We start from the raw sequence: 22,860 nt of genomic DNA, 5'->3' as shown, positions 1-22,860 counted from the left end.
GCGTTTGCGCAGCGTGCCGGAAGAACGTGACATTCACCCTCCTGACACCCGGTAGGTCTAGACCAATCACCATAGCGTTGTAGGGTGGTCGGCGCGAGGGGAGTAACGGATTTCCCAAATCCGGCGGGTGTGCCTGCGCTGGCGGGGCGCGGACGGGCATCCTTGTAGCCGGGAACTGTCGTATGGAGGAGCCATGCTGGAAACGTCGGCCGCCCAGGAGCCCGACACCGCCGCTCGTGCGTTGCGTGAGCCCAAGTACTGGGGCCTCAAGCGCCACCTGCTCGAGCTGCTCAGCTCCCTGCCCCCGGGGTCACCCATCCCGACAGAACGGTCACTCGCGGCGGAGTTCGACGTCTCCCGCACCACCGTCCGTCAGGCACTCGCCGACCTCACGGTCGAGGGCCGGCTGCTCCGGGTGCAGGGCAAGGGGACGTTCGCCGCGGAACCCAAGGTGGCGCAACGACTTCAGCTGTCGTCGTACACAGAGGACATGCGCGCCCAGGGCCGCGAGCCGTCCTCACGGCTGCTGGACATGGCCGAAATCCCGGCCGAGGGCGAGCTGCCCGGCTTGCTGGGCGTGCGTTCCGGCGCGAAGATCCTGCGCATGCAACGGCTGCGCCTGGCCGACGACGAGCCGATGGCGATCGAGACCACGCACCTGCCCCTGGGCAGGTTCCGCGGCCTGCGCCGCTACGTCGCCGCCGGCGGATCGCTCTACCAGGTCCTCAAGGAGCGCTACGACGTCGAGATGGGCCACGCCGAGGAGACCATCGAGACCGCGCTCGCCGGCCCGCACGAGGCCGAGATGCTCGGCGCCGACGTCGGCATGCCGATGCTGCTGCTGTCCCGGCACGTCTACGACACCACCGAACGCCCGGTGGAGTGGGTCCGCTCGGTCTACCGGGGCGACCGCTACAAGTTCGTCGCGGAACTGAACCGGCCCTCATGACCGCTGCCTCGGTCGAGGGTGAGGTCAGCTGGGGCAGCCCCGCGGCACGCGGGGTGCTGACCGCCACCATCCTCGGCTCGGGCATGGCCTTCCTCGACGGCACCGTCGTCAACATCGCGCTGCCGCGCATCGGCGAGGAGTTCGGCGCCTCGGTGTCGGGACTCCAGTGGATCCTCGACGGCTACCTGCTGTCGCTGGCCGCGCTGATCCTGGTCGCCGGCTCGCTGGGCGACCGCTACGGCCGGCGACGGGTCTTCCTCGTCGGCGTGGTCTGGTTCGGCGTGTCCTCGGTGCTGTGCGGGGTCGCGCTGAACACCGAGATGCTGGTCGCCTCGCGCATCCTGCAGGGCATCGGCGGCGCGCTGCTCACCCCCGGCTCGCTGGCGATCATCCAGTCCGCGTTCGTCCGCGACGACCGGGCACGGGCGATCGGCGCCTGGTCGGGCCTGGGCGGCATCGCCGGCGCGGTCGGGCCGCTGGTCGGCGGGCTGCTGGTGCAGGCATGGTCGTGGCGGCTGGCGTTCCTGGTGAACGTGCCGATCGCGCTGGCCTGTGTGTGGTTCACCACGCGGTTCGTGCCGGAGTCGTGCGACCGCGACCTCGGCGGGCGGCCCGACGTCACCGGCTCGGTGCTCGCCGCCCTGGGCCTCGCCGGGGTCACCGCGGCGCTGGTCGAGGGCCCGGCGCGGGGCTTCGGTGACCCGCTGGTGTTCGTGTCGCTGGTCGTCGGCGTCGTCGGGATGGTGTCGTTCGTGCTGGTCCAGCGGCGCTCGCGGTCCCCGCTGGTGCCGCCGGACCTGTTCACCGACCGGACGTTCGTGGTGGCCAACGCGCTGACGTTCGTGGTCTACGCGGCGCTGGGCGGGGTGATGATGCTGTTCGTCATCCAGCTGCAGACCTCGCTGGACTACTCGCCGACCGCCGCTGGCCTGGCCGGGCTGCCGATGTCGGTGATGATGCTGCTGTTCTCGGCCCGCTCCGGCAAGCTCGCCCAGCGGTACGGGCCGAAGTGGTTCCTGGTGGTCGGCCCGATGGTGCTGGCCGCCGGCATGATCCTGCTGACGATGGTCGTGGCCGGCGCGTCGTACTGGCTGGTCGTGCTGCCCTCGATGCTGGTGTTCGGGCTGGGCCTGGTGATCGTGGTGGCGCCGGTGACCGCCACCGTGCTCGCCGCCGCCCCCGACCGGCACGCGGGCGTCGCGTCCGGGGTGAACAACGCGATCGCGCGCACCGGCGGGCTGCTGGCGGTGGCCGTGCTGCCGGCGGCGATCGGCCTGCGCGGCGAGTCCTACGCCGACCCGGCGGCGCTCACGTCGAGCTGGCAGCTGGCGATGTGGCTGTGCGCGGCACTGGCGGTCCTGGGCGGGCTGCTGGCCTTCGGCGTGCGCAACGACGTGCTCGGCGGCCCGGCCCCCGAGCGGCCACAGGCCCCGGCGCCGGGGGACTGCCTGCACTGCGACATCGTCGGCCCGCCGACCCACGTCGTGCCGGACGCCGTGCGGTCCTGAGCCGTCACACTCCCGGCGCGGGCGGGCTCAGTGTCGTGGAGGTGGTGTGGACGATGGTGGACGACCTGGCGCGACGCTTCGAGGAGCACCGGCCGCGACTGCGGGCGGTGGCCTACCGGATGCTCGGGTCACTGGCCGAGGCCGACGACGCCGTGCAGGACGCGTGGCTGCGCCTGGGCGGTGTCGACGCCGAGGAGATCGAGAACCTGGGCGGCTGGCTGACCACGGTGGTGGCCCGCGAGTGCCTGCACACGCTGCGCACGCGGCGCCGGCGCGCGGAGCAGCCGCACCCGCCGGACCCGGTCGTGGTGCCCGACGGCGACCTCGACCCCGAACAGCAGGCGCTGCTGTCCGACGCGGTCGGCCTGGCGATGCTCGTGGTGCTCGACCAGCTCTCGCCAGCCGAGCGGCTGGCCTTCGTGCTGCACGACATGTTCGAGCTGCCCTTCGACGAGATCGCCGGCATCGTCGGCCGGACCCCGGTGGCGGCCAGACAGCTCGCCAGCCGCGCCCGGCGGCGGGTGCGCGACGCCGAGATCCCCGCGCCCGACCCGGACCTGTCCCAGCAGCGTCGGGCGGTGTTCGCGTTCTTCGCCGCCGCCCGCGACGGCGACTTCGACGCGCTGCTGCGGGTGCTCGACCCCGACGTGGTGCTGGACGTGGGCGGCACGATCGTGCGCGGCGCCGAGCAGGTGGCGCGCGGCGCGTCGGTGCCACGCGGTGGCACCCTGAGCCCGGCCCTGGTCGGCGGTGTCGTCGGCGCGGTGATCAGCCGCGACGGGGAGCCGTCGACGGTGATGGCGTTCACCGTGACCGGCGGGCGGATCGCGCGGATCGACGTGGTCACCGACCCCGACCGGGTCCGCCGCCTGCTCGGCTGACGAACCCGGTGTTCTCCCTCAGCTCGTTCGGGTGTCGGGTGTGACGAGCAGGCTCGCCAGCAGGTCCCGGTCCAGGTTGCCGCCGGAGACGACCGCGACGGTGCGTCCGCGCGGCAGGTCGGCGGCGCGGTGAAGGTAGGCGGCGGTGGTGACCGCGCCGCTTGGCTCGGCGACCAGGCGCGCGCGGGTGGCGAGCGTGGCGACGGCGTCCCGGATCTGGTCCTCGGTGACGGTGACGATGCCGTCGAGGCGGGCCAGCAGGTGGGCGAAGGTGAGGTCGGAGGGGGCGGCGCGCAGCCCGTCGGCGATGGTGCGGGCTCGGTCGTGGGCGCTCCACTCCACGCGGTGACCGGCGGCGAGGCTCTCGGCGGCGTCGCCGGCGAGCGCGGGCTCCACCCCGATGACCGCGGCGTCGGGCCGTAACCCCTTGACCGCCGTCGCGACCCCGGAGGCCAGCCCGCCCCCGCTGACCGGCACCAGCACGACGTCGACGTCGGCGAGGTCCTCGACGATCTCCAGCCCGATCGTGCCCTGGCCCGCGATGACGTCGAGGTGGTCGAACGGCGGCACGAGCGTCGCTCCCCGCTGCGCCACCAGCCGCTCGGCCACGATCTCCCGGTCGGTGATCGGCACGACGACGACCTCGGCGCCGTGCCCCCGGGTGGCGTCGATCTTGGTGGCCGGTGTGTTCTCCGGCACGACGATCACGGCCGGGAGCCCGAACCGCTTCGCCACGTAGGCGACCGCCTGCGCGTGGTTGCCGCTGGAGTAGGCGACGACCCCGTTGGCCCGGTCGGCCTCGGGGATCCGGGCGATGGCGTTGGCCGCGCCCCGGATCTTGAACGCGCCGATCGGTTGCAGGTTCTCCGGCTTGAGCCACAGTGGACGGTCGGTGTCGGCCCAGTCGCAGGGCAGCAGGGGGGTGCGCACGGCCGTGTCCCGGATCCGCTCGGCGGCGGCCCGGACGTCCTCGACGGTTGTCAGCTTCACGGTCACCGAGTATGCACTGTCCATTGTGGACTCACTGTGCGATTCCTCACCATCGGCGAACCCCGGGAGTTGGCGTACCCGTCGCCCACGTTGGGTACGAGAGGAAAACCGTTGCGGTAGCGGGAAAAGGATCATGAGCGACGAGAGAACCGAGCGAATCCGGCCGACCCAGGTCGCCGCCAGCGCACTGGCCGCGGTCACGGCGGCCGTGCTCGGCTCGACCATGGGCGTGGCCGGAACCGTGATCGGAGCCGGCCTGGCCAGCATCGTCACCACGGTCGGTGGCGTGCTGTACCTGCGCTCCATCGAACGGACGAAGGAGGGCGTGCGCCAGGTCCGCACCAAGGCCGTCACCCGAGCCGGCCACACCACGGTGACCGTCACCGACCACACACCCCCGGCGACCAGCCCCGCCGGCCGCCCCGGCTGGCCCCGGCCTCCCGCCCCCGCGCCCGCCCCCGGTCACCCCACCCACGGCCCCCGCCGCCCGCCGACCCGCGCCGCGTCCGTCCCGGACGGTGACTCCGGCCGGACCAGCGTGTCCGGTCAGCTACCCACCGACGATCTCGACCTGACTCCGGTCTCCGGTCAACTCCCCGTCGACGATCCCGACCGAACCAGGCTGCTCCGCCGGCCACCCGCCGCCGATCCGGACGCCACCCACCTGCTTGGCCCCTCACCCGCCGCCAACCTCGGTCAAGGTCCACGCGGGACCCGGCCGCCCGGCGATCCCGATCGGACCCGGCTGCTCGGCCAGCAGCCCAACGATCCTCAACAGACACCCTCCCACCAGCCGAAACGCTCCCGGAAGCGCACCTGGGTGATGGCCGCCGCCGGGAGCCTGGTGGCGTTCGTCGTCGGGATGGGAGTGATCACCGGCGTCGAGATGCTGCGCGGCGAGCCACTGTCCGGAGGGGACGGGACGACCCTCGGCACGATCGTCACACCCCGCCAGGCCGAGCAGCGTGACCAGACCCCGCCGCCGGCCACCACCACCCCGCCGTCCCCGGAGGGCGCGCCGGAGTCCGGCGCCCCGAGCGGCGCCGAGACCACCGAGCGGCAGCCGCCACCGGCCGGTGGGACGTCGGTGGAGCAGCCGCCGGAGTCCACCCCACCACCGTCGGACCCGCCGACCACCGGCGAGACGCCCAGCGTCCCGGACTCCGCGCCGCCGTCCGCACCGTGACTCACTGCCGGTAATCGCCCGGTCGCTTTATGGCAAATGTTGTCCCCGATCGGACGCTATCCGGACAACGTTTCGATAAATAGGTTCATCAACGTTCTCGGGTTCCCTGCTACCCACGACAAGGAGAACATTGATGAAACGCACCAAAACCGCGAGCGTGGTGGGCATCGCCCTGATGGCGGCCGGCGTTGCCCTCACCATGACCGCCCCGGCCACCGCGGCGCCCGCAGCGCCCACGGTGGCCGAACTGTCCGCGGCCCAGTCCAGCCTGGACCGGGCCTCGGACACCCGGCCGAGCACAGTGGTCGGCTGGTACGTGGACGAGAAGTCGAAGTCGCTGGTCGTGGACGTGCACGGCAGTGACAAGGGTGTCGCGAACTGGGCCGAGGACCTCGGCGCCAGCGACATCACCATCAACAAGGTCGCCGAGGCCCCGAAGCCGTACTGGAACATCATCGGCGGGCAGGCGATCAGGACCTCCGCCGGTTCCCGGTGCTCGGCCGGCTTCAACGCCCGCAGCGGCAGCACCCGGTACGTCATCACCGCCGGTCACTGCACCGCCATCGGCGGCACCTGGTCGGGCAGCGGCGGCACGATCGGCACCGCCGCCGGCTCGTCGTTCCCGACCAACGACTACGGCATCATCCGGGTGTCGTCCTCGTCGGCGGCCTCCACGGCGCTGGTCGACCGCTACTCGTCGGGCAGTGACGTCACCGTCACCGGCGCGGCGACCGCGACCAACGGCATGGCCGTCTGCCGCTCCGGTTCCACGACCGGCTGGCACTGCGGCTCGGTCACCAACCCGAGCACGACCGTGTGTTACTCACAGGGCTGCGTCTACCAGGTGATCCGCACGAACGTGTGCGCCGAACCGGGTGACTCGGGCGGTTCGCTGGTGACCGCCCCGAGCGGCTCCACCGTGCGTGCGGTCGGCCTCACCTCCGGCGGGTCCGGCAACTGCAGCTCCGGCGGCACCACGTACTTCCAGCCCGTACCGGAAGTACTCAGCGTGTACGGCCTGACGCTCTACACAGGCTGACCCGCGACGGAACCACGCGGCGGACGGGCCGAACCCTGCCGGCTCGTCCGCCGCACTCAGCTGTCCGGACGCGGCTCGTGTTCGTGCCCGTGTCGTCGGGTCAGCGGCCGTCGCGCAGGGCTGTGGACAGTCGGGCGGCGGCGGCACGCGGGTCGTCGGACTCGGTGATGGCCCGGACGACCACCACTCGGGTGGCGCCGGCGGCGAGGACCTCGGGGAGACGGGTCTCGTCGATGCCGCCGATGGCGAACCAGGGGCGGGCCGGGGCGTCGGCCACGGTCGCCTCGACCAGGGGGAGGCCGGGGGCGTCGCGGCCGGGTTTGGTGGGGGTCGGCCAGCACGGGCCGGTGCAGAAGTAGTCGACGCCCGGCTCGGCGGCGGCCGCCCGCGCCTGGGCGAGATCGTGGGTCGAGCGGCCGATGACGACCTCGTCGCCGAGGATCCGTCGGGCGGTGGCGACCGGAAGATCGTCCTGGCCAAGGTGCAGGATGTCGGCGCCCGCAGCCAGGGCGATGTCGGCGCGGTCGTTCACCGACAGCAGGGCGCCGTGGCGTGCGCACACCCGCGCCAGCGTCGCCAGCGCGGCCAGTTCCTCGGCCGCCTCCAGCGCGACACCGGCCCGCTTGTCGCGCAGCTGGATCACGTCCACGCCACCGGCCAGGGCCGCGTCGGCGAACTCGGCGAGGTCCGGGCGCAGCCCGGTGCACAGGTAGAGCCGGGCGTCCGCGAGCCGCCCTCGGATCTGATCTCCGTCAAGTCCAGGCATCCCCGCACGCTATCTCGTGCGCTACGGTGGTGGTGGTCCGCACGGGAGTCCGGAGGTACCGGGCTGAGAGGGGATCCGCCGATCCCGACCGTCGAACCTGATCCGGATCATGCCGGCGCAGGGAGCGTGTTGTGCCTGAAACGACTGTCGTTGTCGGTGGCGGTGTCATCGGTCTGTCGGTGGCCTGGCGGCTGGCCGCCCGGCAGCGGGTGACCCTGCTCGACCCGGCGCCCGAGGCCGCCGCGTCCTGGGTGGCCGGCGGGATGCTCGCCCCCGTCACCGAGGCGTGGCCGGGCGAGGAACGCCTGCTCGACCTGGGCATGGCGGCCCTGGACCGCTGGCCGGAGTTCGCCGCCGACCTGGGGGTCGAGCTGGGTACCGGTGGGACGGTGGCGGTCGCGTTCGACTCCGCCGACGCCGGGCAGCAGGACACCCAGGCCGAGTTCCTGGCCGCCCGTGGCCGCGCCGTACGCCGGCTGACCTCCCGCGAGCTGCGCGCGCTGGAACCGGCGCTCAGTCCGAAAATCCGAAGTGGACTGTCGGTGCCCGGTGATCTGGCCGTGGACAACCGGGAACTGTTACGCCGCCTGCGCTCCGCGTGCGGGACACGGGGCGTCACCGTCGACCCGCGACCGGCCGACGAGGTCAGACCCGGCGCCGTGCGCCTCGCCGACGGCACCGAGATCGGCTGTGACACGGCGGTGATCACCGCCGGCGCGTGGTCGGGCGCGCTGCATCCCGCCCTCGCCGGCCTGATCCGCCCGGTCAAGGGCGAGATCCTGCGGCTGCGGCCCCGCTCGGGCGAACCGCCGGTGCGACACACCGTGCGCGCGCTCGTCGAGTCCCGCCCGGTGTACCTGGTGCCACGCGCCAACGGCGAGATCGTGCTCGGCGCGACCCAGTACGAGGCCGGCTTCGACACCGAGGTCACCGTCGGCGGCGTCCGGGACCTGCTGGCCGACGCCGAACGGGTGCTGCCGGGCCTGGCCGAGTACGCCCTGCTCGAGTGCGCCGCCGGGTTGCGCGCCGGCAGCCGGGACAACCTCCCGCTGGTCGGCGAGCTGGAACCCGGCGTCCTGGTGGCCGCCGGCCACCACCGCAACGGCCTGCTGCTCGCCCCGGTCACCGCCGACACCGTGTACGCGCTGGCCACCGCGACCCCCGCCCCCCAGCCGACGACGAGGTGAGAGACGTGAACGTGACGGTCAACGGTGAGAGTCGCGAGGTGGCCGACGGCGCCACGGTCGCCGACCTGCTGGCCGAGTTGGGCCTGCCGGCGTCCGGGATCGCCGTGGCGGTCGACGGCGAGGTCGTGACCAGGGCCTGGCACGCCCGCACGGTGCTGACCGACGCCGCCGGCGTCGAGATCCTGACCGCGGTCCAGGGAGGGTGACATGGACGACCCACTGGTCATCGCCGGCCGGGAGTACTCGTCGCGGTTGATCACCGGGACCGGCGGCGCGTCGAACCTCGCGGTGCTGGAACGCGCGCTGGTGGCGTCCGGCACCGAGCTGACGACCGTGTCGATCCGCCGGGTGGACGTCGAGGGCGGGACCGGCGTGCTGGACCTGTTGCGCCGCCTGAAGATCGACATCCTGCCCAACACCGCCGGCTGCCGTACCGCCGCCGCGGCGGTGCTCACGGCGCGGATGGCCCGCGAGGCACTGGGCACCGACTGGGTCAAGCTGGAGGTGGTGGCCGACGACCGCACGCTGCTCCCGGACCCGGTGGAACTCCTCGACGCCGCCCACACCCTGGTCGACGACGGTTTCACGGTCCTGCCGTACACCAACGACGATCCCGTTCTGGCGCTGCGCCTTGAGGAGGCTGGCTGTGCGGCGGTGATGCCGCTCGGGTCGCCGATCGGCACCGGGCTGGGGATTCGCAACCCGCACAACATCGAGCTGATCGTGGCGCGCGCCGGGGTGCCGGTGATTCTCGACGCGGGGATCGGGACGGCGTCGGATGCCGCGCTGGCGATGGAACTGGGGTGCTCGGCGGTGCTGCTGGCGACCTCGGTGACCCGGGCGGCCGACCCGGAGAAGATGGCCGCCGCGATGCGCCACGCCGTCGCCGGTGGCCGGTTGGCCAGGGCCGCCGGTCGTGTGCCGCAACGGTTCTGGGCGCAGGCCTCCAGCCCACCGCGTTAGCCGTGCCCGGCGAGGATCTGCCCGACCTGGCCGGCCTGGGCTCGGCGAGCGCCGGGGACCCAGGGGGGTGTGAGAGTGGTCAGCTGAGGCGGGCCAGGACCGCGTTCCAGTCGTCGCGCTTGGCGAGGGTGGGGGAGACGGGGACCTTGCGGGTTCGGCCGTCGGGCCGGGTGAACACGATGCGGCCGTCGGCGATGGTGAGGCGGCCGGTCTCGGCGCCGCCGAAGCGGCGGGTGGCGGGGCCGGCGAGCGCGCGGACGACGATGACGCCGGTGGCCGGGTCGAACTCGAAGTAGGTTCTGACCAGCTGGAGGATGCCGGCGAGGATCAGCAGCGGGCCCAGGAAGACCAGCGGGTTGAACTCGCCGTTGGACAGGCCGATGATCGCCAGGGCCGCCAGCATCGCGCCGAGGACCAGGGACACCACCGCCCAGGTGGGGTTGTAGCCGACCTTCACCGCTGGGTCCTTCCGCCGCTGTTCGTTCGGGGGGAACGGTACTTGTCCGTCACGCCGGGGGTTGTTCCGGCGCCGGGCGTTCGGCGCGTAGCTGGGCGATCTCGGTGCGTAAGGCGCGCAGCTCGTCGAGGATCAGCTTGTCCGACGCGGCCTCCTCGGCGGCGTGGCGGTTCTCGGCCTCCATCAGCTCGTTGTTGACCTCCTGCTCCATGCCGTTGACGATCACGGCGATGAACAGGTTCAGCACGGCGAAGCTGGAGATCAGGATGTAGATGACGAAGAAGATCCACGCCAGCGGCGCCTCGGCCATCACCTGGCGGGCGACGTCCGGCCACGCCTCACCGGTCATCGTCTGGAACAGGGTGAACAGGGTGGTGCCGAGGTCACCGAAGTACTCGGGGGCGATGCCGCCGAACAGCTTGGTCGCCAGCACGGCGGCGACGTAGATGATCAGCCCGAGCAGGGCGCCGATCGAGGCCATGCCGGGGACCGCCGCCAGCAGCCCGGACACCACGCGGCGCATCGCCGGCACGGCGGAGATCAGGCGCAGCACACGCAGGATCCGCAGGGCGCGCAGCACCGACAGCGGCCCGGTCGCCGGCAGCAGTGAGACGCCGACGATCAGGAAGTCGAAGACGTTCCACGGGTCGGTGAAGAACCGCCAGCCGTAGGCGTAGAGCCGGCAGGCCAGCTCGACCACGAAGATCGCCAGCATGACCCGGTCGGCCGTGTGCAGCAGGACGCCGATGTGGTCCATGACCGTCGGCGAGGTCTCCAGGCCGAGGGTGATCGCGTTGACCACGATCACCCAGATGATGAACCGTTGGAAGCGTTTGTGGTCGACGAGTGCGCGCGCCCGGTCACGGGTCTTCGACACCGGCACCCTCCCGGGAGGAATTCACGTGGTGGCGTCGAGAAGCGTAGACGCCACCGGGTGCGTTCCCGGAAGATTCTGGTCAAGGTGGGAGTCAGATCTCCTCGATCACCTCCGGCAGCGGCGCCAGCCGCCACATCGGTGACACCGGGCCGACTCCCGCGCCCAGCGGGTAGGCGTTGCGGACCGACCTGGTCACGAACGCCTTGCCGAACCGGACGGCCGAGGGCATGTCCAGGCCCCTGGCCAGCGCCGAGGTGATCGACGAGGCCATGGTGTCGCCGCCGCCGTGGGTGTGTCTGGTGTCGATCCGGTCGGCGGTGTACTCGTGGAAGGACTCGCCGTCGTAAAGGAGGTCGAGGCACTGCGGGTCGTCGTGCAGGTGACCGCCCTTGACCAGTACCCACTTCGGGCCGAAGGCGTGCAGGGCGCGGGCCGCCTCCCGGGCGTCGTCGTGGTCGCGCACCTCGATCCCGGTGAGCAGCCGGACCTCGTCGAGGTTCGGCGTGATCAGGGTGGCCCGGGGGAACAGCTCGGTGCGCAGCGCGTCCAGCGCGTCGTCGCGCAGCAGCTGGTCGCCGTGCATGGACGCCGAGACCGGGTCGACGACGAACGGGATCCGGCCGTCACGTCCGATGTGGACGTTGTCACAGGCCTTGGCCACGGCGGCGATGACCTCGGCGGTGGCCAGCATGCCGGTCTTGGCGGCCAGCACACCGATGTCCTCGGCGACGGCCTCGATCTGCGCGGCGACGACGTCGGCCGGCAGCACCGACACCCCGCGCACGCCCAGCGAGTTCTGCACGGTGACCGCGGTGATCGCGGTCATCCCGTGCACCCCGCAGGCGAAGAAGGCGCGCAGGTCGGCCTGGATCCCGGCGCCACCGCCGGAGTCCGAACCGGCGATGGTCAGCACCCGGGGCGGGGTCTCGGTCACTCGGTCGCCCTCTCGGTGATGGGCAGGTAGACGCGGTCGCCGTGCTCGTGGAACCGTTCGGACATCTCCTCCAGGCCGGCCTCGATCGCGGCCACCGTGGACAGTCCGTGTTTCTCGGCGTAGGCGCGGACGTCCTGGGTGATGCGCATCGAGCAGAACTTCGGCCCGCACATCGAGCAGAAGTGCGCGGTCTTCGCCGGCTCGGCCGGCAGGGTCTCGTCGTGGTAGGAGCGGGCGGTGTCCGGGTCGAGGGAGAGGTTGAACTGGTCGGTCCAGCGGAACTCGAACCGGGCTCGCGACAGCGCGTCGTCCCACTCCTGGGCGTGCGGATGGCCCTTGGCGAGGTCGGCGGAGTGCGCGGCGATCTTGTAGGTGATCACGCCGGTCTTGACGTCGTCGCGGTTGGGCAGGCCGAGGTGTTCCTTGGGCGTGACGTAGCAGAGCATGGCGGTGCCCGCCCAGCCGATCTGCGCCGCGCCGATCGCGGAGGTGATGTGGTCGTAGGCCGGCGCGATGTCCGTCGCGAGTGGACCGAGCGTGTAGAACGGTGCCTCGCCGCAGAGTTCCTCCTCCAGCCGGACGTTCTCGGCGATCTTGTGCATCGGCACGTGACCGGGGCCCTCGATCATCACCTGCACGTCGTGCTCGCGGGCGATGTGGGTGAGCTCGCCGAGGGTGCGCAGCTCGGCGAACTGGGCCTCGTCGTTGGCGTCGGCGATGCTGCCCGGGCGCAACCCGTCGCCGAGGGAGAAGGTCACGTCGTAGGCGCGCAGGATCTCGCACAGTTCGACGAAGTTGGTGTACAGGAAGGATTCCCGGTGGTGGGCCAGGCACCAGGCGGCCATGATCGAGCCGCCCCGGGAGACGATGCCGGTGATCCGCCTCGCGGTCAGCGGCACGTACCGCAGCAGCACGCCGGCGTGCACGGTCATGTAGTCGACGCCCTGCTCGCACTGTTCGATGACGGTGTCGCGGTAGATCTCCCAGGTCAGGTCGGCCGGGTCGCCGTTGACCTTCTCCAGGGCCTGGTAGATCGGGACGGTACCGATCGGCACGGGGGAGTTGCGCACGATCCACTCGCGTGTCTCGTGGATGCGTTTGCCGGTGGACAGGTCCATCACGGTGTCCGCGCCCCAGCGGGTCGCCCACACCAGCTTGTCGACCTCGTCCTCGATGGACGAGCTGACCGCCGAGTTGCCGATGTTGGCGTTCACCTTGACCAGGAACTTCTTGCCGATGATCGCCGGTTCGACCTCGGGATGGTTGCGGTTGACCGGGATCACCGCCCGGCCGATCGCCACCTCGTGGCGCACGAACTCCGCGTCGAGACCTTCCCTGGCGGCGACGAAACGCATCTCGTCGGTGACGATGCCCGCCTTGGCGTAGGCGAGTTGGGTGACCGCGCCGTTCACCGGTTCCCGGCGGGCGATCCAGTCCGCCCGCAACCGGTTCAGTCCACTGTGGACGTCGATGGTCGCGTTGGTGTCGGTGTACGGGCCGGAGGTGTCGTACAGGTCGAGATGCTCCCCGTTGGACAGGTCCACCCGCCGGAAGGGCACAGCCAGCCCGTCGACGTCGCGATAGACCTTGTGGGACCCGGTGATCGGGCCGGTGGTGACACTCGGACGAACGGAAAGGTCGTCAAGCGCTGTCATGAAAGCCTCCCTACGCCGGCATTACCCGGTCAGGTTCAGGCGGTCGGCAGAGCCGGGTCACGATGGACGCCATCTGCCCTCTCAGCCCGCTGTGGCGCGAGCTCCCGCGAGGTGTTGAGTTGTCTGCCTCGACCATAACCAGCGTTCCCCGGCACTGCCAAGGGGCGAGTACGGATGTCGTTGCCATGACGGGCGTTTCTCCCGGGATGTCGGTGGTCGGACGGGTGGGTTCGGTGGGCGCTGGTTGGGTTGCGTGGGGTCGGCCGTCACGTGGTGTGAGGCGTGCGGGGCCGGTCGGCCTGGGTGGTGTGTTGGCGGTGGCGGACGCGAGTGGGGTCCGGGGTTTCGGCGGCCGGTTGGGCACGGGTGGTGGGGGGCGGAGCGGGTCGTGGTGGGTTGGATGTGGGGTCGGCTGTCGTGGAGGAGGAACGCGGTGAGATCTGTCCAGGTCATGGGGTGATTCTGCGCTGGGGGCCGGAGCGGGCGCGAACAGTTGTCCACAGGTTGGGGGTGGAACGGGTGGTTGTCCACAGGCGGCTGTTGACAGTCCTGCGTCGGGCCGGGGGTGTGCTAACGGACGGTCAGTTCCACCGGCTGGGCGAACACGTCGACCATGGCCCCGTTGCGCAGCACGGTGACGGCCAGGTTGGTGCCGATGACCTCGGCGAACAGCTTGCGCTGGATACCCTGGGCGTTCTGCACCTGGTCGCGGTCGACGGTCAGGATCAGGTCGCCCTTGCGCAGCCCGGCCTGGGCGGCCGGCCCGCCGCCGACGACCTCGATGACCCGCAGGCCGGCACGCTGCCCGGTGCGCTCGGCGACCTCGTCGGGCAGCGGCGCGGGGATGCCGACCAGACCGAGGTAGGCCCGGCGCACGCGGCCCTCGACCATCAGCGTGTCGATGATTCGCCTGGTCGTGGTGTTGATCGGGATGGCGAGGCCGAGGCCGTAGCCGGCGACGGCGGTGTTGATGCCGACCACCCGGCCGGTCGAGTCGGCCAGCGCGCCGCCGGAGTTGCCGGGGTTGAGCGCGGCGTCGGTCTGGATGACGTCCTCGATGACCCGGGCCGCCTGGCCCTGGCGGACCGGCAGCGAGCGGCCCAGCCCGCTGACCACCCCGGCCGTCACCGACCCGGACAGCCCCATCGGACTGCCGACCGCGACGACCAGCTGGCCGACAACCAGGCCGTCGGAGTCACCGAGTTCGGCCGGGTCGGGCGTGCCGGACGCGCGGATGACCGCGAGGTCGGACAGCGGGTCGGCGCCGATGACCTCGAAGTCGGACTCGGTGCCGTCGGAGAAGGTGGCGGTGCCGTGCTTGTGGGCGCCGACGACGTGCGCGTTGGTCAGCAGGTGGCCGTCACCGGTGAAGGTGACCGCCGAGCCGCTGCCCCGGTGCAGGTCGACGCTGGCGACGTGGGGGGTGAGGGTGCGTGCCACCGCGCTGACCGTGCGGGAGTAGGCGTCCAGTGCCTCGCTGTCCGTCACCGCGCATCACCGCCCCTTGATTACACCGTTGCACCTTCTACAAGTGTGCGGGGGGAGGCGGTTGTTCCGTGTTCGCCGTCAGTGAAGTTCCGGTTCCGTTTCGGCAGCGGGGTCCCAGGACAGCCCCGGCTTGCCCCAACCGTGACGTTTGAGCACCCGCTTGGCCTCCCTGGCGTGCCGCCCGACCAGCCGGTTGAGGTAGAGCAGCCCGTCGAGGTGATCGGTCTCGTGTTGCAGGCAGCGGGCGAAGTAGCCGGTGCCCTCGACCTCGACCGGCGAGCCGTCGACGTCCTGCCCGGTGACCTTGGCCCAGTCGGCGCGCCCGGTGGGAAAGGCCTCTCCCGGCACCGAGAGGCACCCCTCGAAGTCGTCGTCCGGGTCGGGCATGGTTTCGGGCAGCCCCGAGGTTTCCAGCACGGGATTGACGACCAGACCCCGGTGCTGGACCCCGTCGTCGTCGGGGCAGTCGTAGACGAACAACCGCAGATCCACACCGATCTGGTTCGCGGCCAGACCCACCCCGTGCGCGGCGGCCATGGTCTCGAACATGTCCTCGACCAGCGCGCGAAGGTCGTCGTCGAAGTTCTCGACCCGGCGGACCGGGTGGTGCAACACGGGGTCACCGGCGATGCGGATCGGGCGGACTGCCATGGCCTGACCCTAGTCAAATGTCCGGTGTCAGCGTTTCGCGCACACGGCAGGCCGGCGGGGTGGGTAGCGTGATGTAATGACGCCGGCGAATCACAGGCGTGTGATTCGTCCAGTGGAAGACCTCGTGGCGAGGAGCCGGATGGACGCCGCACAGTTGCCGGAGCCCACCTCCGTGCCGCCGGTGCGCGTGCCGGAGGAGGACCTGACACCCCGCGAACGCGATCTGCTCGACTTCGAGCGCCAGTGGTGGAAGAGCGCGGGCGCCAAGGAACAGGCGATCCGCGAACGCTTCGACCTGACGCCCACGCGCTACTACCAGTTGATCAACCGCCTACTCGACAAGCACGAGGCAATGCAGCTCGAGCCCCACCTGGTCAACCGTCTGCGACGACTGCGCGGCACGCGGGAACGTGCCCGGGCCGCGAGGCGGGCTTCCTGATGACCGCACCGGATCCCTCGCCCGCCCGGCCGTTGCGGGTCGCCGGGCTCGCCCTGCTCGGCGTGGCCGCCGTGTCCCTGGTGATCGGCCTGGTGTCGGTCTTCGGCGGCGACGGCAACGGGCAGGCCGACGACGCGACCGGCACGCCGTCCACGACCGCGTCGTCCACACAGGCACCCGAGACGACCGAGACGTCCGGGACGACGACCGGGTCGTCCGCTCCGGCGACGTCGTCGTCGCCCAGTGCTCCGCCGGGGACCACCGGGTCTGTTCCGCCCGGCGGGGACGGGAACGGGGAGCCGGGGAAGACCCAGCAGGTCCGGGTGTTCAACAACAGCACCGTCGGCGGCCTGGCGGGCCGGGCGGCCGACGAGCTTCGGGAATCCGGCTGGACCGTCGCCCAGGTGGGAAACTATTCCGGCGGGGTCATTCCCACGACCACCGTCTACTACCGGGCCGGAACGCCTGAGCAGAGCGCCGCCGAATTGTTGGCCGACGAGTTCGGAATGCGGGTCGAGCCCCGGTTCGAGGGAATTTCGGATTTCGGACCCGGGCTGGTCGTGATCGTGACCGGGGACTACCAGGGGCCCGGCGGCGAGCGTCCGCCGACGGAGAAGAACGACCAGTAGTTCGGGGCTGACCGTGGTCGACGGCCAACCCCGAAACACTCACCGGGAGTCGGCGTAGGCCTGCAGATCGGCCAACTGGCCCGGATCCAGCGAGGCCCGAACCGCGTCCCGCGCGGTCGCCAGATGCCCGGCGCTCACCACCTCGGCCTCCAGCGACTCCCGCATGGCGGTCAACGCCGCCTCCCGAACCAACGCCGCGCAGTCCGCCGCCGAATACCCGTCCAACTCCGCCGCCAGGGCCGGGAGATCCACGTCGTCGGCGAACGGCGTGTTCTTTCCGGCCGTCCGCAGAATGGCCACCCGGGCGTCGACATCCGGCGGCGGAACATAGACCAACCGCTCCAGGCGCCCGGGCCGCAACAATGCCGGATCGATCAACTCCGGCCGGTTCGTCGCGCCCAGGACGACCACGTCCCGCCGGGGCTCCACCCCGTCCAACTCGGTCAGCAGCGCCGCCACCACCCGGTCGGCCACCCCCGAGTCGGCGGACTGACCGCGCCGGGGCGCCAACGCGTCCACCTCGTCCAGGAAGACCAGGGCGGGCGCGGCCTCGGCGGCCCGGCGGAACAGCTCACGCACCGCGCGCTCCGACTCGCCCACCCACTTGTCCATCAGCTCAGCGCCCTTGACGGACAACACGTTCAGCTTCCCCGTCCCCGCCAGCGCCCTGACCAGGAACGTCTTCCCGCACCCCGGCGGCCCGTAGAGCAGCATCCCCCGGGGCGGGGCGACACCCAGCCGCGCGAACGAGTCGGGATACCGCAGCGGCCACAGCACGGCCTCGGTGAGTGCCTGCTTGACCTCCGCCATGTCGCCGACGCCGTCCAACGTCAGGCCGCCGGTGCGCAGGGTGTCCGAGGTGGACATCGACGTCGGGCGCACGGTCTCCAACGCGCCCACCAGGTCCGCCGACGTGATCGTCGGCGTCTGGGCGTCCTTGTCCCGCAGCGCGGCCCGCACCGCCGCCTCCCGGCGCAGCGCCACCAGGTCGGCGGCCACGAACCCCGGTGTCCGCTCGGCCACCTCGCCGAAGTCCACCGTGGACTCCACGGGCACGTCCCGCAGCAGCACCCGCAGCAGCTCGGTGCGGGTCCTGGCGTCGGGCAACGGGATGCTCAGCGACCGGTCCAGCAGCTCGACACCCCGCACGCGCGGGTCGACCGCCTCGGGGTGCGCGGAGGTCGCCACGATCACCAGGCCGGGGGTGCGGATCGCCGAGCGCAGGGTGTCCACGACGACCGTGGCGACCGGCGGCGGGTTGCTGGCGGGGAGCAGCGCGTCCAGGTCGGTGATCAGCAGGACCGTCGGCTGGTCGGCGCTGGCCGAGCCGATGGCCGCGCTCAGCCGGGTCGTGCCGGCGTTGGGTTCCAGGGCGGCCAGGGTCGGCGCGGCCAGCTCGATGACCTCAGCGCCGGCGGCGGCGGCCACCGAGCGGACGACCGTCGACTTGCCGACGCCCTCCGGACCCGTGAGCAGCGCGCCGAGCTGCGCGGCCGCGCCGAGGCGGGTGAGCAGTTCCGGGCGGCGGAACGCCAGCTCGAACCACTCCGCGAGGCGGTCGGCCACCTCGCGGGCGCCGACCAGGTCGGTCACCGGCGGCGGGGGTGGCGCCGCCACCGGCTCAGGGGCCGTGGTCACGGCGGCGGGGGCCGGTTCGGTGACGACCTCGCCGCCGCTGGCGAGCTGGGCGACCTGCTCGCCGGTGCGGGCCCCGTCGCGCCAGCCGACGACCGTGGACGGGTGGACGGCGACCGGGCCCTGCGGGTCGGACGAGGTCACCGTCAGCAGCTCGTTGGTCCAGGTCGTGCCGATCGCCCGGGACAGTTTGCCGCGCACGGCCGACAGGTCCGAGCCGGGCGCGGGCGCCAGGTCCTGCGGCAGCAGCGACACCGCGTCACCGACGGTGAGGATCTTGCCGATCAGCGCCAGGCGCACGGTCTCCGGCGGCAGCGACACCGACGCCAGCCGCGAGCCGGCGACCACCACCGACCTGGCCGGCAGGACCTCCGCCGGGGCGACGACGACCTCCGCGCCCTCGGTGACGCCGAGGTTGGACATCGTCACGTCGTCCAGCAGCACCACGCCGGGCGGGCCGTCGCCGGTCGCCGCCAGGGCGGCGCTGACCCGCGAACCGGTCAGCCGCACGCCGTCCCACTGTTCGAGGCCCAGCGCGTCGAGCACCTCCGGGTGCAGGCGGACCACGCCCCGCCGGGTGTCGAGCGCCGAGGGCGTCAGCCTGGCCGTGAGGGTGATCTGTGGCATGAGGCCAGAGACTACTGGTCGCTCCCGGGCTGTCGGGGCTGGTTGCGGCGCAGGCCGGTACGCCGCCAGCCGCGTCCCCTGGCGACCGCGCGACGCAGCCTGGTCGGGTCGGCCGGCATCGGCCGCGAGCCGCCGCGCTGGTCGTCGCCGCCGCGCCGGGGCCACACCGCGCGCCTGGCGGCGCCGGCGACCTTGCGGATCGGTGGGCGCAGGCCGAGGCGGCGGCCGTGGGCGCGCCGGATGGCCCGGCGTTCGCGCGGCGGCACGTCCCAGGCCTCGGGGTGGTTGGCCAGCCAGTGGTTGCGGCGCACCGCGTAGGGCACGTGCAGCAGGTAGATCACCAGGAACGCGGCCAGCGCGATCATCGGGTAAGTGATCACCGCCGCCGCCAGCAGCCCGACCAGCACCAGCAGCGGTGCGACCATCCGCGCCGGCACCTTGAACGTCTTGACCGACAGCGTGGGGATCCGGCTGATCAGCAACGCGCCGATGGCCACGGTCCACACCCCGACGACCGGTTCGGCCGACCACCAGCCGTCGTGGCCGACCTGGATGGTCAGGATCAGCGGCAGCAGCGCCAGCAGCCCGCCGGCCGGTGCCGGCACGCCGACGAAGAACTCCTTGGCGTAGGGCGGTTGCTCGGTGTCGTCGAGCAGCGTGTTGAACCGCGCGAGCCGCAGGATGATGCACACCGCGAACACCAGCGCGACGACCCAGCCGACCCGGTTGCCGTCGAACTTCCAGATGTAGAGCACGAGGGCGGGTGCGACGCCGAAGGAGATCGCGTCGGCCAGCGAGTCCAGTTCGGCGCCCATCTTGCTGGTGGCGTCGAGCAGGCGGGCGATGCGGCCGTCGAGGCTGTCGAGCACGGCGGCGACGGCGATCGCGGCGATGGCCGCCGCCAGGTTGCCGGAGAGGGTGAACTGGACGGCCGACAGGCCCGCGCACATGGCGAGCACCGTGATGGCGTTGGGCAGCAGCCGAACGCCGGGGGAGCGAGCGACCACTCAGCTCTCCGGTAGTTCGGCGATGACGGTCTCGCCGCCGATGGTCCGCTGGCCGGGTTCGACGAGCACCCGGGACTCGGGCGGCAGGTAGAGGTCGACCCGCGAGCCGAAGCGGATCAGGCCGTAGGTCTGGCCGGCGCGGACCTTCTCGCCGCCGTCGATCTGGCAGACGATCCGCCGCGCGATCAGCCCGGCGATCTGCACGACCACGACATCCTGACCGTCCACAGTGGACATCAGGACGGAGTTGCGCTCGTTGTCCTCGCTGGCCTTGTCCAGGTCGGCCGACAGGAACTTGCCCGGCCGGTACTCCACCCGCTCGACCACACCGGAGACCGGCAGCCGCTGCACGTGGACGTCGAACACGGACAGGAACACGCTGACCCGCAGCATCTCCCGCTCGCCGAGCCCCAACTCCGGCGGCGGGCTGGCCAGCACCACGTGGGACACGGTGCCGTCGGCCGCCGCGACGGCCAGGCCGGGACGCGTCGGCGTGACCCGCTTGGGCTCACGGAAGAACCAGGCGATCGCCCCGGTCAGCACGAAGCCGAGCAGGCCGAGCCGGCGGGAGACCTTGCGCAGCGCCAGCGACACGCTGGCCGCGCCGGCCACGAACGGGCGGCCGGCGGGGTGCATCGGCGGCACGACGCTCCTGGTCAGCGCGACGAGATGGGCGAGCGTGCCGGATTCGGGGTGCTCGGTGGGTTCGGTCATCAGCTGGTGACATCCCTCGACACGGTGCGCGGTATGGGCGGTTCGGATACGCCACAACGCTACGCCCAGTGCGGACGGTGACGGTGATGACCTCGCCGGGCCCCGGCCGGCCGTGCATCCCCCGACGACATGCACGCAACCGGCCGGTCGACCTACGGGTAACGCACGGGCAGTGTATGACCGCGCACATCCGGTAAGCAACCGCGATCCGTGCGTAATCGATTACGGAACGTGTCGCTCAGCGGAGGACCACCAGCTCGACCTGCTCACCGGCCGGCACGACCGTCACGTCCTCCGGCACCGCGATCAGGCAGTCCGACGCGGCGAACGAGGCCAGCAGGTGCGAGCCAGGACCGCCGACCGGGGTGACCGACCCGCCGCTGTGCCGGCCCCGCCGGTACTGCCGCTTGCCGGCCGGCGACCGCAGCTCGACGGTCGTGCGCGCGGTCGCCCTCGGCCGCTCCACCCGCCGGTGGCCCATCGCCGCCAGCAGCGCCGGACGCAGGAACAGCTCGAACGACAACGCCGTGGACACCGGGTTGCCCGGCAACGTCACCACCGGCAACCCGTCGAACCGCCCGCACCCCTGCGGCCCGCCCGGCTGCATCGCCACCCGCAGGAACTCCACGCCCTGCCCCGCCAACGCGTCCTTGACCACCTCGTACGCGCCCGCACTGACCCCGCCGGAGGTCACCAGCAGATCGGCCCCGGCGGCGTGCGCGGCGACCGTCTCGCGGAAGACCGCCACGTCGTCCGGCACGAACCGCAGCACCGTCGGCTCACCGCCGATCTCGCGCACCGCGGCGGCCAGCAGCGCACTGTTGGACTCGTAGATCTGCCCGTGCAGCAACGGTTTCCCCGGCTCCACCAGCTCGGTCCCGGTGGCCAGGACGAGCACCCGCACCCGCCGGTGCACCGGCAGGTCGGCCCGGCCGACCGCCGAGGCCAGCCCCAGCTGCGGCGGACCGAGCACCGTCCCCGCCCCGAGCACGGTCGCGCCGGCGGCCACGTCCTCCCCAAGCCGGCGCACGTGCGTGCCCGGCGCGACCGACGCACGCACCACCACCCGCTCCTGGCCGCCGTCGGTGTCCTCCACCTTCACCACCGCGTCCGCCCCCGGCGGGATCGGCGCCCCGGTCATGATCCGGTGCGCGGTACCCGCCTCCAGCGGCACGACGTCGGTGCGCCCGGCCGGGATGTCGGCCGCGACCGGCAGGGCCACCGCCCCGTCCTCGCCGGCGGCGGCGACGTCGGCCGCCCGCACCGCGTAGCCGTCCATGGCCGAGTTGTCGAACGGCGGCAGCGGCACCGGCGAGACCAGGTCCTCGGCGAGCACCAGCCCGACACAGTCGGCCAGCGGCGTCGCGACGACCGGCGTGCGCGCGACCAGCGCGGTGATCCGCGCGCGGTAGTCGTCCACGGAGAGCGGGGTGTGTGACACCTTTCGCATCCTGCCCCCTCACCCACCGCGTACGACAGCCGTCCCGTGCCACACTTCGGGGCGACGGGGAGACGATCACGGAGGTGTGCTGTGCAGGTTCGCACCCGGCACACCCCCGCGTCCGGGGTCGCCCGACTGCTGCTCGCGCCGGGCGAGGCCGTCCAGGCCGACTACGCCGCCATGCTCGCCACCAGCTACAACGTGCTGATCACCCCGGCCAGGGGCGGGTCGCGCGGCAAGGTGCGCCGCGCGGTGTTCACCGCCCCGCCAGAAGGCGGCTGGGTCGACGTCGCGCCGGCACTGCCCGGCGACCTCTACACCCTGCAACTGGACGGCCTGAGCGGCTGGTGCGTCCAGCGCGGCAGCTGGCTGGCCGCCGCCGCGACCGTGCGGGTCGAGCCGCAGTGGCCCGGCTTCCGTGGGCTGTTCGGCTCGGACACCGGCTTCCTCGAACACGTCGCCGGCGACGGCGCGCTGGTGCTCGCCGCGTGCGGGGCACTGGACGTGGTGACCCTGGAGGCCGGCGAGCTGATCACCGTCGAGCCGACCTACCTGCTCGCCTACGGCGAGACCACCCAGGCTCGGCTGCGCGCGGTCAGCCCGTCACTGCCGCAGTCGCTGCGCACCGGCGAGGGACTGCTGCTCGACTTCGCCGGCCCGGGTCAGTTGCTCATCCAGACCCGCAACCCGATCACCATGGCGGCCTGGCTGACCTCCGGCGGCGGCGCGCGCTGAGGACCAGCGCGAATCGCGTTCGCACGCGTTGTCTCCAACCGCACGCGCGGCCGACACGGCGAACGTTAGGCTTCGCGTGACAAACGGACGAATGGATGAGTA

General features: G+C 72.2%; 23 protein-coding genes and 2 riboswitches. Of the genes, 11 read left to right on the top strand and 12 right to left on the bottom strand.

What is annotated here, in order from left to right:
- Positions 1-193: 193 nt before the first annotated feature.
- Genes BLA60_RS19720 through BLA60_RS19710 form a run of 3 tightly spaced genes read left to right on the top strand, consistent with a single transcriptional unit; the run spans position 194 to position 3,338 of the window.
- Positions 194-949, top strand: a complete 756-nt coding sequence (locus BLA60_RS19720) for a GntR family transcriptional regulator (RefSeq protein WP_075134393.1) — start codon at positions 194-196, stop codon at positions 947-949.
- Complete coding sequence (locus BLA60_RS19715) at positions 946-2,457, top strand: MFS transporter (protein ID WP_075134392.1); 1,512 nt, start codon at positions 946-948, stop codon at positions 2,455-2,457. Before BLA60_RS19720 ends, BLA60_RS19715 begins: the two co-directional genes overlap by 4 nt.
- Positions 2,458-2,510: 53 nt before the next feature.
- A complete protein-coding gene (locus tag BLA60_RS19710; protein ID WP_075134545.1) occupies positions 2,511-3,338 on the top strand; it encodes a sigma-70 family RNA polymerase sigma factor in 828 nt (275 codons plus the stop codon).
- Positions 3,339-3,356: 18 nt separating this feature from the next.
- Here BLA60_RS19710 and BLA60_RS19705 read toward each other — a convergent pair whose 3' ends face one another.
- A complete protein-coding gene (locus BLA60_RS19705) occupies positions 3,357-4,328 on the bottom strand; it encodes a threonine ammonia-lyase (RefSeq protein ID WP_075134544.1) in 972 nt (323 codons plus the stop codon).
- Positions 4,329-4,461: 133 nt separating this feature from the next.
- Here BLA60_RS19705 and BLA60_RS46260 point away from each other — a divergent pair, with 133 nt between their 5' ends.
- Together BLA60_RS46260 and BLA60_RS19695 are read left to right on the top strand one after the other, a co-directional pair.
- A complete protein-coding gene (locus tag BLA60_RS46260; RefSeq protein ID WP_075134391.1) occupies positions 4,462-5,514 on the top strand; it encodes a hypothetical protein in 1,053 nt (350 codons plus the stop codon).
- A gap of 133 nt (positions 5,515-5,647) precedes the next feature.
- Positions 5,648-6,553: a S1 family peptidase gene (locus BLA60_RS19695; RefSeq protein WP_075134390.1), complete on the top strand. Its 906-nt coding sequence runs from the start codon at positions 5,648-5,650 to the stop codon at positions 6,551-6,553.
- Positions 6,554-6,653: 100 nt separating this feature from the next.
- On the opposite strand, the gene thiE is transcribed toward BLA60_RS19695, so the two are convergent.
- Positions 6,654-7,319: a thiamine phosphate synthase gene (gene thiE, locus BLA60_RS19690; protein WP_075134389.1), complete on the bottom strand. Its 666-nt coding sequence runs from the start codon at positions 7,317-7,319 to the stop codon at positions 6,654-6,656.
- 31 nt (positions 7,320-7,350) lie between these two features.
- Positions 7,351-7,460: riboswitch (TPP riboswitch) on the top strand.
- On the opposite strand from thiE, the gene thiO reads away from it, so the two are divergent.
- From thiO to thiG, 3 genes are all read left to right on the top strand, one after another.
- Positions 7,451-8,506, top strand: a complete 1,056-nt coding sequence (gene thiO / locus BLA60_RS19685) for a glycine oxidase ThiO (RefSeq protein ID WP_075134388.1) — start codon at positions 7,451-7,453, stop codon at positions 8,504-8,506. Its footprint overlaps the riboswitch before it by 10 nt.
- A gap of 5 nt (positions 8,507-8,511) precedes the next feature.
- Positions 8,512-8,712 (top strand): sulfur carrier protein ThiS, encoded by a 201-nt coding sequence (gene thiS / locus BLA60_RS19680; protein WP_075134387.1) that lies wholly within the window; start codon positions 8,512-8,514, stop codon positions 8,710-8,712.
- Between the two features lies 1 nt (position 8,713).
- Positions 8,714-9,469 (top strand): thiazole synthase, encoded by a 756-nt coding sequence (thiG, locus tag BLA60_RS19675; protein WP_075134386.1) that lies wholly within the window; start codon positions 8,714-8,716, stop codon positions 9,467-9,469.
- A gap of 79 nt (positions 9,470-9,548) precedes the next feature.
- Here thiG and BLA60_RS19670 read toward each other — a convergent pair whose 3' ends face one another.
- The 6 genes from BLA60_RS19670 to BLA60_RS19645 form a co-directional block, all read right to left on the bottom strand.
- Positions 9,549-9,926 (bottom strand): hypothetical protein, encoded by a 378-nt coding sequence (locus tag BLA60_RS19670; protein ID WP_075134385.1) that lies wholly within the window; start codon positions 9,924-9,926, stop codon positions 9,549-9,551.
- A 49-nt stretch (positions 9,927-9,975) separates the two neighbouring features.
- On the bottom strand, positions 9,976-10,803 hold the full coding sequence (locus BLA60_RS19665) for an ion transporter (protein WP_075134543.1): 828 nt from the start codon (positions 10,801-10,803) through the stop codon (positions 9,976-9,978).
- Positions 10,804-10,894: 91 nt separating this feature from the next.
- Complete coding sequence (thiD, locus tag BLA60_RS19660; RefSeq protein ID WP_075134384.1) at positions 10,895-11,737, bottom strand: bifunctional hydroxymethylpyrimidine kinase/phosphomethylpyrimidine kinase; 843 nt, start codon at positions 11,735-11,737, stop codon at positions 10,895-10,897.
- Complete coding sequence (thiC, locus tag BLA60_RS19655) at positions 11,734-13,392, bottom strand: phosphomethylpyrimidine synthase ThiC (protein ID WP_075134383.1); 1,659 nt, start codon at positions 13,390-13,392, stop codon at positions 11,734-11,736. Before thiC ends, thiD begins: the two co-directional genes overlap by 4 nt.
- A riboswitch (TPP riboswitch) is annotated at positions 13,383-13,510 on the bottom strand. Its footprint overlaps the gene before it by 10 nt.
- A 452-nt stretch (positions 13,511-13,962) precedes the next feature.
- Positions 13,963-14,880, bottom strand: a complete 918-nt coding sequence (locus BLA60_RS19650) for a S1C family serine protease (protein ID WP_075134382.1) — start codon at positions 14,878-14,880, stop codon at positions 13,963-13,965.
- 78 nt (positions 14,881-14,958) lie between these two features.
- Positions 14,959-15,531: a peptide deformylase gene (locus BLA60_RS19645; protein WP_075134381.1), complete on the bottom strand. Its 573-nt coding sequence runs from the start codon at positions 15,529-15,531 to the stop codon at positions 14,959-14,961.
- A gap of 139 nt (positions 15,532-15,670) precedes the next feature.
- Between BLA60_RS19645 and BLA60_RS19640 the strand changes: the two genes are divergently transcribed.
- Together BLA60_RS19640 and BLA60_RS19635 are read left to right on the top strand one after the other, a co-directional pair.
- Positions 15,671-15,970, top strand: a complete 300-nt coding sequence (locus BLA60_RS19640) for a DUF3263 domain-containing protein (protein WP_075134380.1) — start codon at positions 15,671-15,673, stop codon at positions 15,968-15,970.
- Positions 15,970-16,599 carry a LytR C-terminal domain-containing protein gene (locus BLA60_RS19635; protein WP_075134379.1) on the top strand — a complete coding sequence of 210 codons (630 nt, stop codon included), beginning with the start codon at positions 15,970-15,972 and terminating at the stop codon, positions 16,597-16,599. The genes BLA60_RS19640 and BLA60_RS19635 overlap by 1 nt, the downstream gene beginning before the upstream one ends.
- A gap of 39 nt (positions 16,600-16,638) precedes the next feature.
- On the opposite strand, the gene BLA60_RS19630 is transcribed toward BLA60_RS19635, so the two are convergent.
- The 4 genes from BLA60_RS19630 to moeA all read right to left on the bottom strand — a co-directional run bounded on the left by BLA60_RS19630 (position 16,639) and on the right by moeA (position 22,032).
- On the bottom strand, positions 16,639-18,861 hold the full coding sequence (locus BLA60_RS19630; protein WP_075134378.1) for an AAA family ATPase: 2,223 nt from the start codon (positions 18,859-18,861) through the stop codon (positions 16,639-16,641).
- Positions 18,862-18,872: 11 nt separating this feature from the next.
- Complete coding sequence (pssA, locus tag BLA60_RS19625) at positions 18,873-19,811, bottom strand: CDP-diacylglycerol--serine O-phosphatidyltransferase (RefSeq protein WP_425427075.1); 939 nt, start codon at positions 19,809-19,811, stop codon at positions 18,873-18,875.
- Between the two features lie 57 nt (positions 19,812-19,868).
- Positions 19,869-20,582 carry a phosphatidylserine decarboxylase gene (locus BLA60_RS19620; RefSeq protein WP_075134376.1) on the bottom strand — a complete coding sequence of 238 codons (714 nt, stop codon included), beginning with the start codon at positions 20,580-20,582 and terminating at the stop codon, positions 19,869-19,871.
- A gap of 238 nt (positions 20,583-20,820) precedes the next feature.
- Positions 20,821-22,032, bottom strand: coding sequence for a molybdopterin molybdotransferase MoeA (gene moeA, locus BLA60_RS19615; RefSeq protein ID WP_075134375.1), 1,212 nt, complete (start codon positions 22,030-22,032; stop codon positions 20,821-20,823).
- A gap of 81 nt (positions 22,033-22,113) precedes the next feature.
- On the opposite strand from moeA, the gene BLA60_RS19610 reads away from it, so the two are divergent.
- A complete protein-coding gene (locus tag BLA60_RS19610; RefSeq protein ID WP_075134374.1) occupies positions 22,114-22,758 on the top strand; it encodes an AIM24 family protein in 645 nt (214 codons plus the stop codon).
- The last annotated feature ends 102 nt before the right edge of the window (positions 22,759-22,860 follow it).

It is taken from the genome of Actinophytocola xinjiangensis (genome assembly GCF_001921215.1).
Classification (GTDB): domain Bacteria; phylum Actinomycetota; class Actinomycetes; order Mycobacteriales; family Pseudonocardiaceae; genus Actinophytocola; species Actinophytocola xinjiangensis.
This window is presented reverse-complemented; position numbering and strand designations above follow the sequence as displayed.

Coding starts and splice junctions, on each gene's coding strand:
- BLA60_RS19695 (WP_075134390.1), top strand. CDS start 5,648: ATGAAACGCACCAAAACCGCGAGCGTGGTGGGCATCGCCCTGATGGCG.
- BLA60_RS19630 (WP_075134378.1), bottom strand. CDS start 18,861: ATGCCACAGATCACCCTCACGGCCAGGCTGACGCCCTCGGCGCTCGAC.
- BLA60_RS19645 (WP_075134381.1), bottom strand. CDS start 15,531: ATGGCAGTCCGCCCGATCCGCATCGCCGGTGACCCCGTGTTGCACCAC.
- thiC (WP_075134383.1), bottom strand. CDS start 13,392: ATGACAGCGCTTGACGACCTTTCCGTTCGTCCGAGTGTCACCACCGGC.
- BLA60_RS19640 (WP_075134380.1), top strand. CDS start 15,671: ATGGACGCCGCACAGTTGCCGGAGCCCACCTCCGTGCCGCCGGTGCGC.
- BLA60_RS19635 (WP_075134379.1), top strand. CDS start 15,970: ATGACCGCACCGGATCCCTCGCCCGCCCGGCCGTTGCGGGTCGCCGGG.
- BLA60_RS19620 (WP_075134376.1), bottom strand. CDS start 20,582: ATGACCGAACCCACCGAGCACCCCGAATCCGGCACGCTCGCCCATCTC.
- BLA60_RS19720 (WP_075134393.1), top strand. CDS start 194: ATGCTGGAAACGTCGGCCGCCCAGGAGCCCGACACCGCCGCTCGTGCG.
- BLA60_RS46260 (WP_075134391.1), top strand. CDS start 4,462: ATGAGCGACGAGAGAACCGAGCGAATCCGGCCGACCCAGGTCGCCGCC.
- BLA60_RS19715 (WP_075134392.1), top strand. CDS start 946: ATGACCGCTGCCTCGGTCGAGGGTGAGGTCAGCTGGGGCAGCCCCGCG.
- thiE (WP_075134389.1), bottom strand. CDS start 7,319: ATGCCTGGACTTGACGGAGATCAGATCCGAGGGCGGCTCGCGGACGCC.
- pssA (WP_425427075.1), bottom strand. CDS start 19,811: ATGTGCGCGGGCCTGTCGGCCGTCCAGTTCACCCTCTCCGGCAACCTG.
- BLA60_RS19710 (WP_075134545.1), top strand. CDS start 2,511: ATGGTGGACGACCTGGCGCGACGCTTCGAGGAGCACCGGCCGCGACTG.
- thiG (WP_075134386.1), top strand. CDS start 8,714: ATGGACGACCCACTGGTCATCGCCGGCCGGGAGTACTCGTCGCGGTTG.
- moeA (WP_075134375.1), bottom strand. CDS start 22,032: ATGCGAAAGGTGTCACACACCCCGCTCTCCGTGGACGACTACCGCGCG.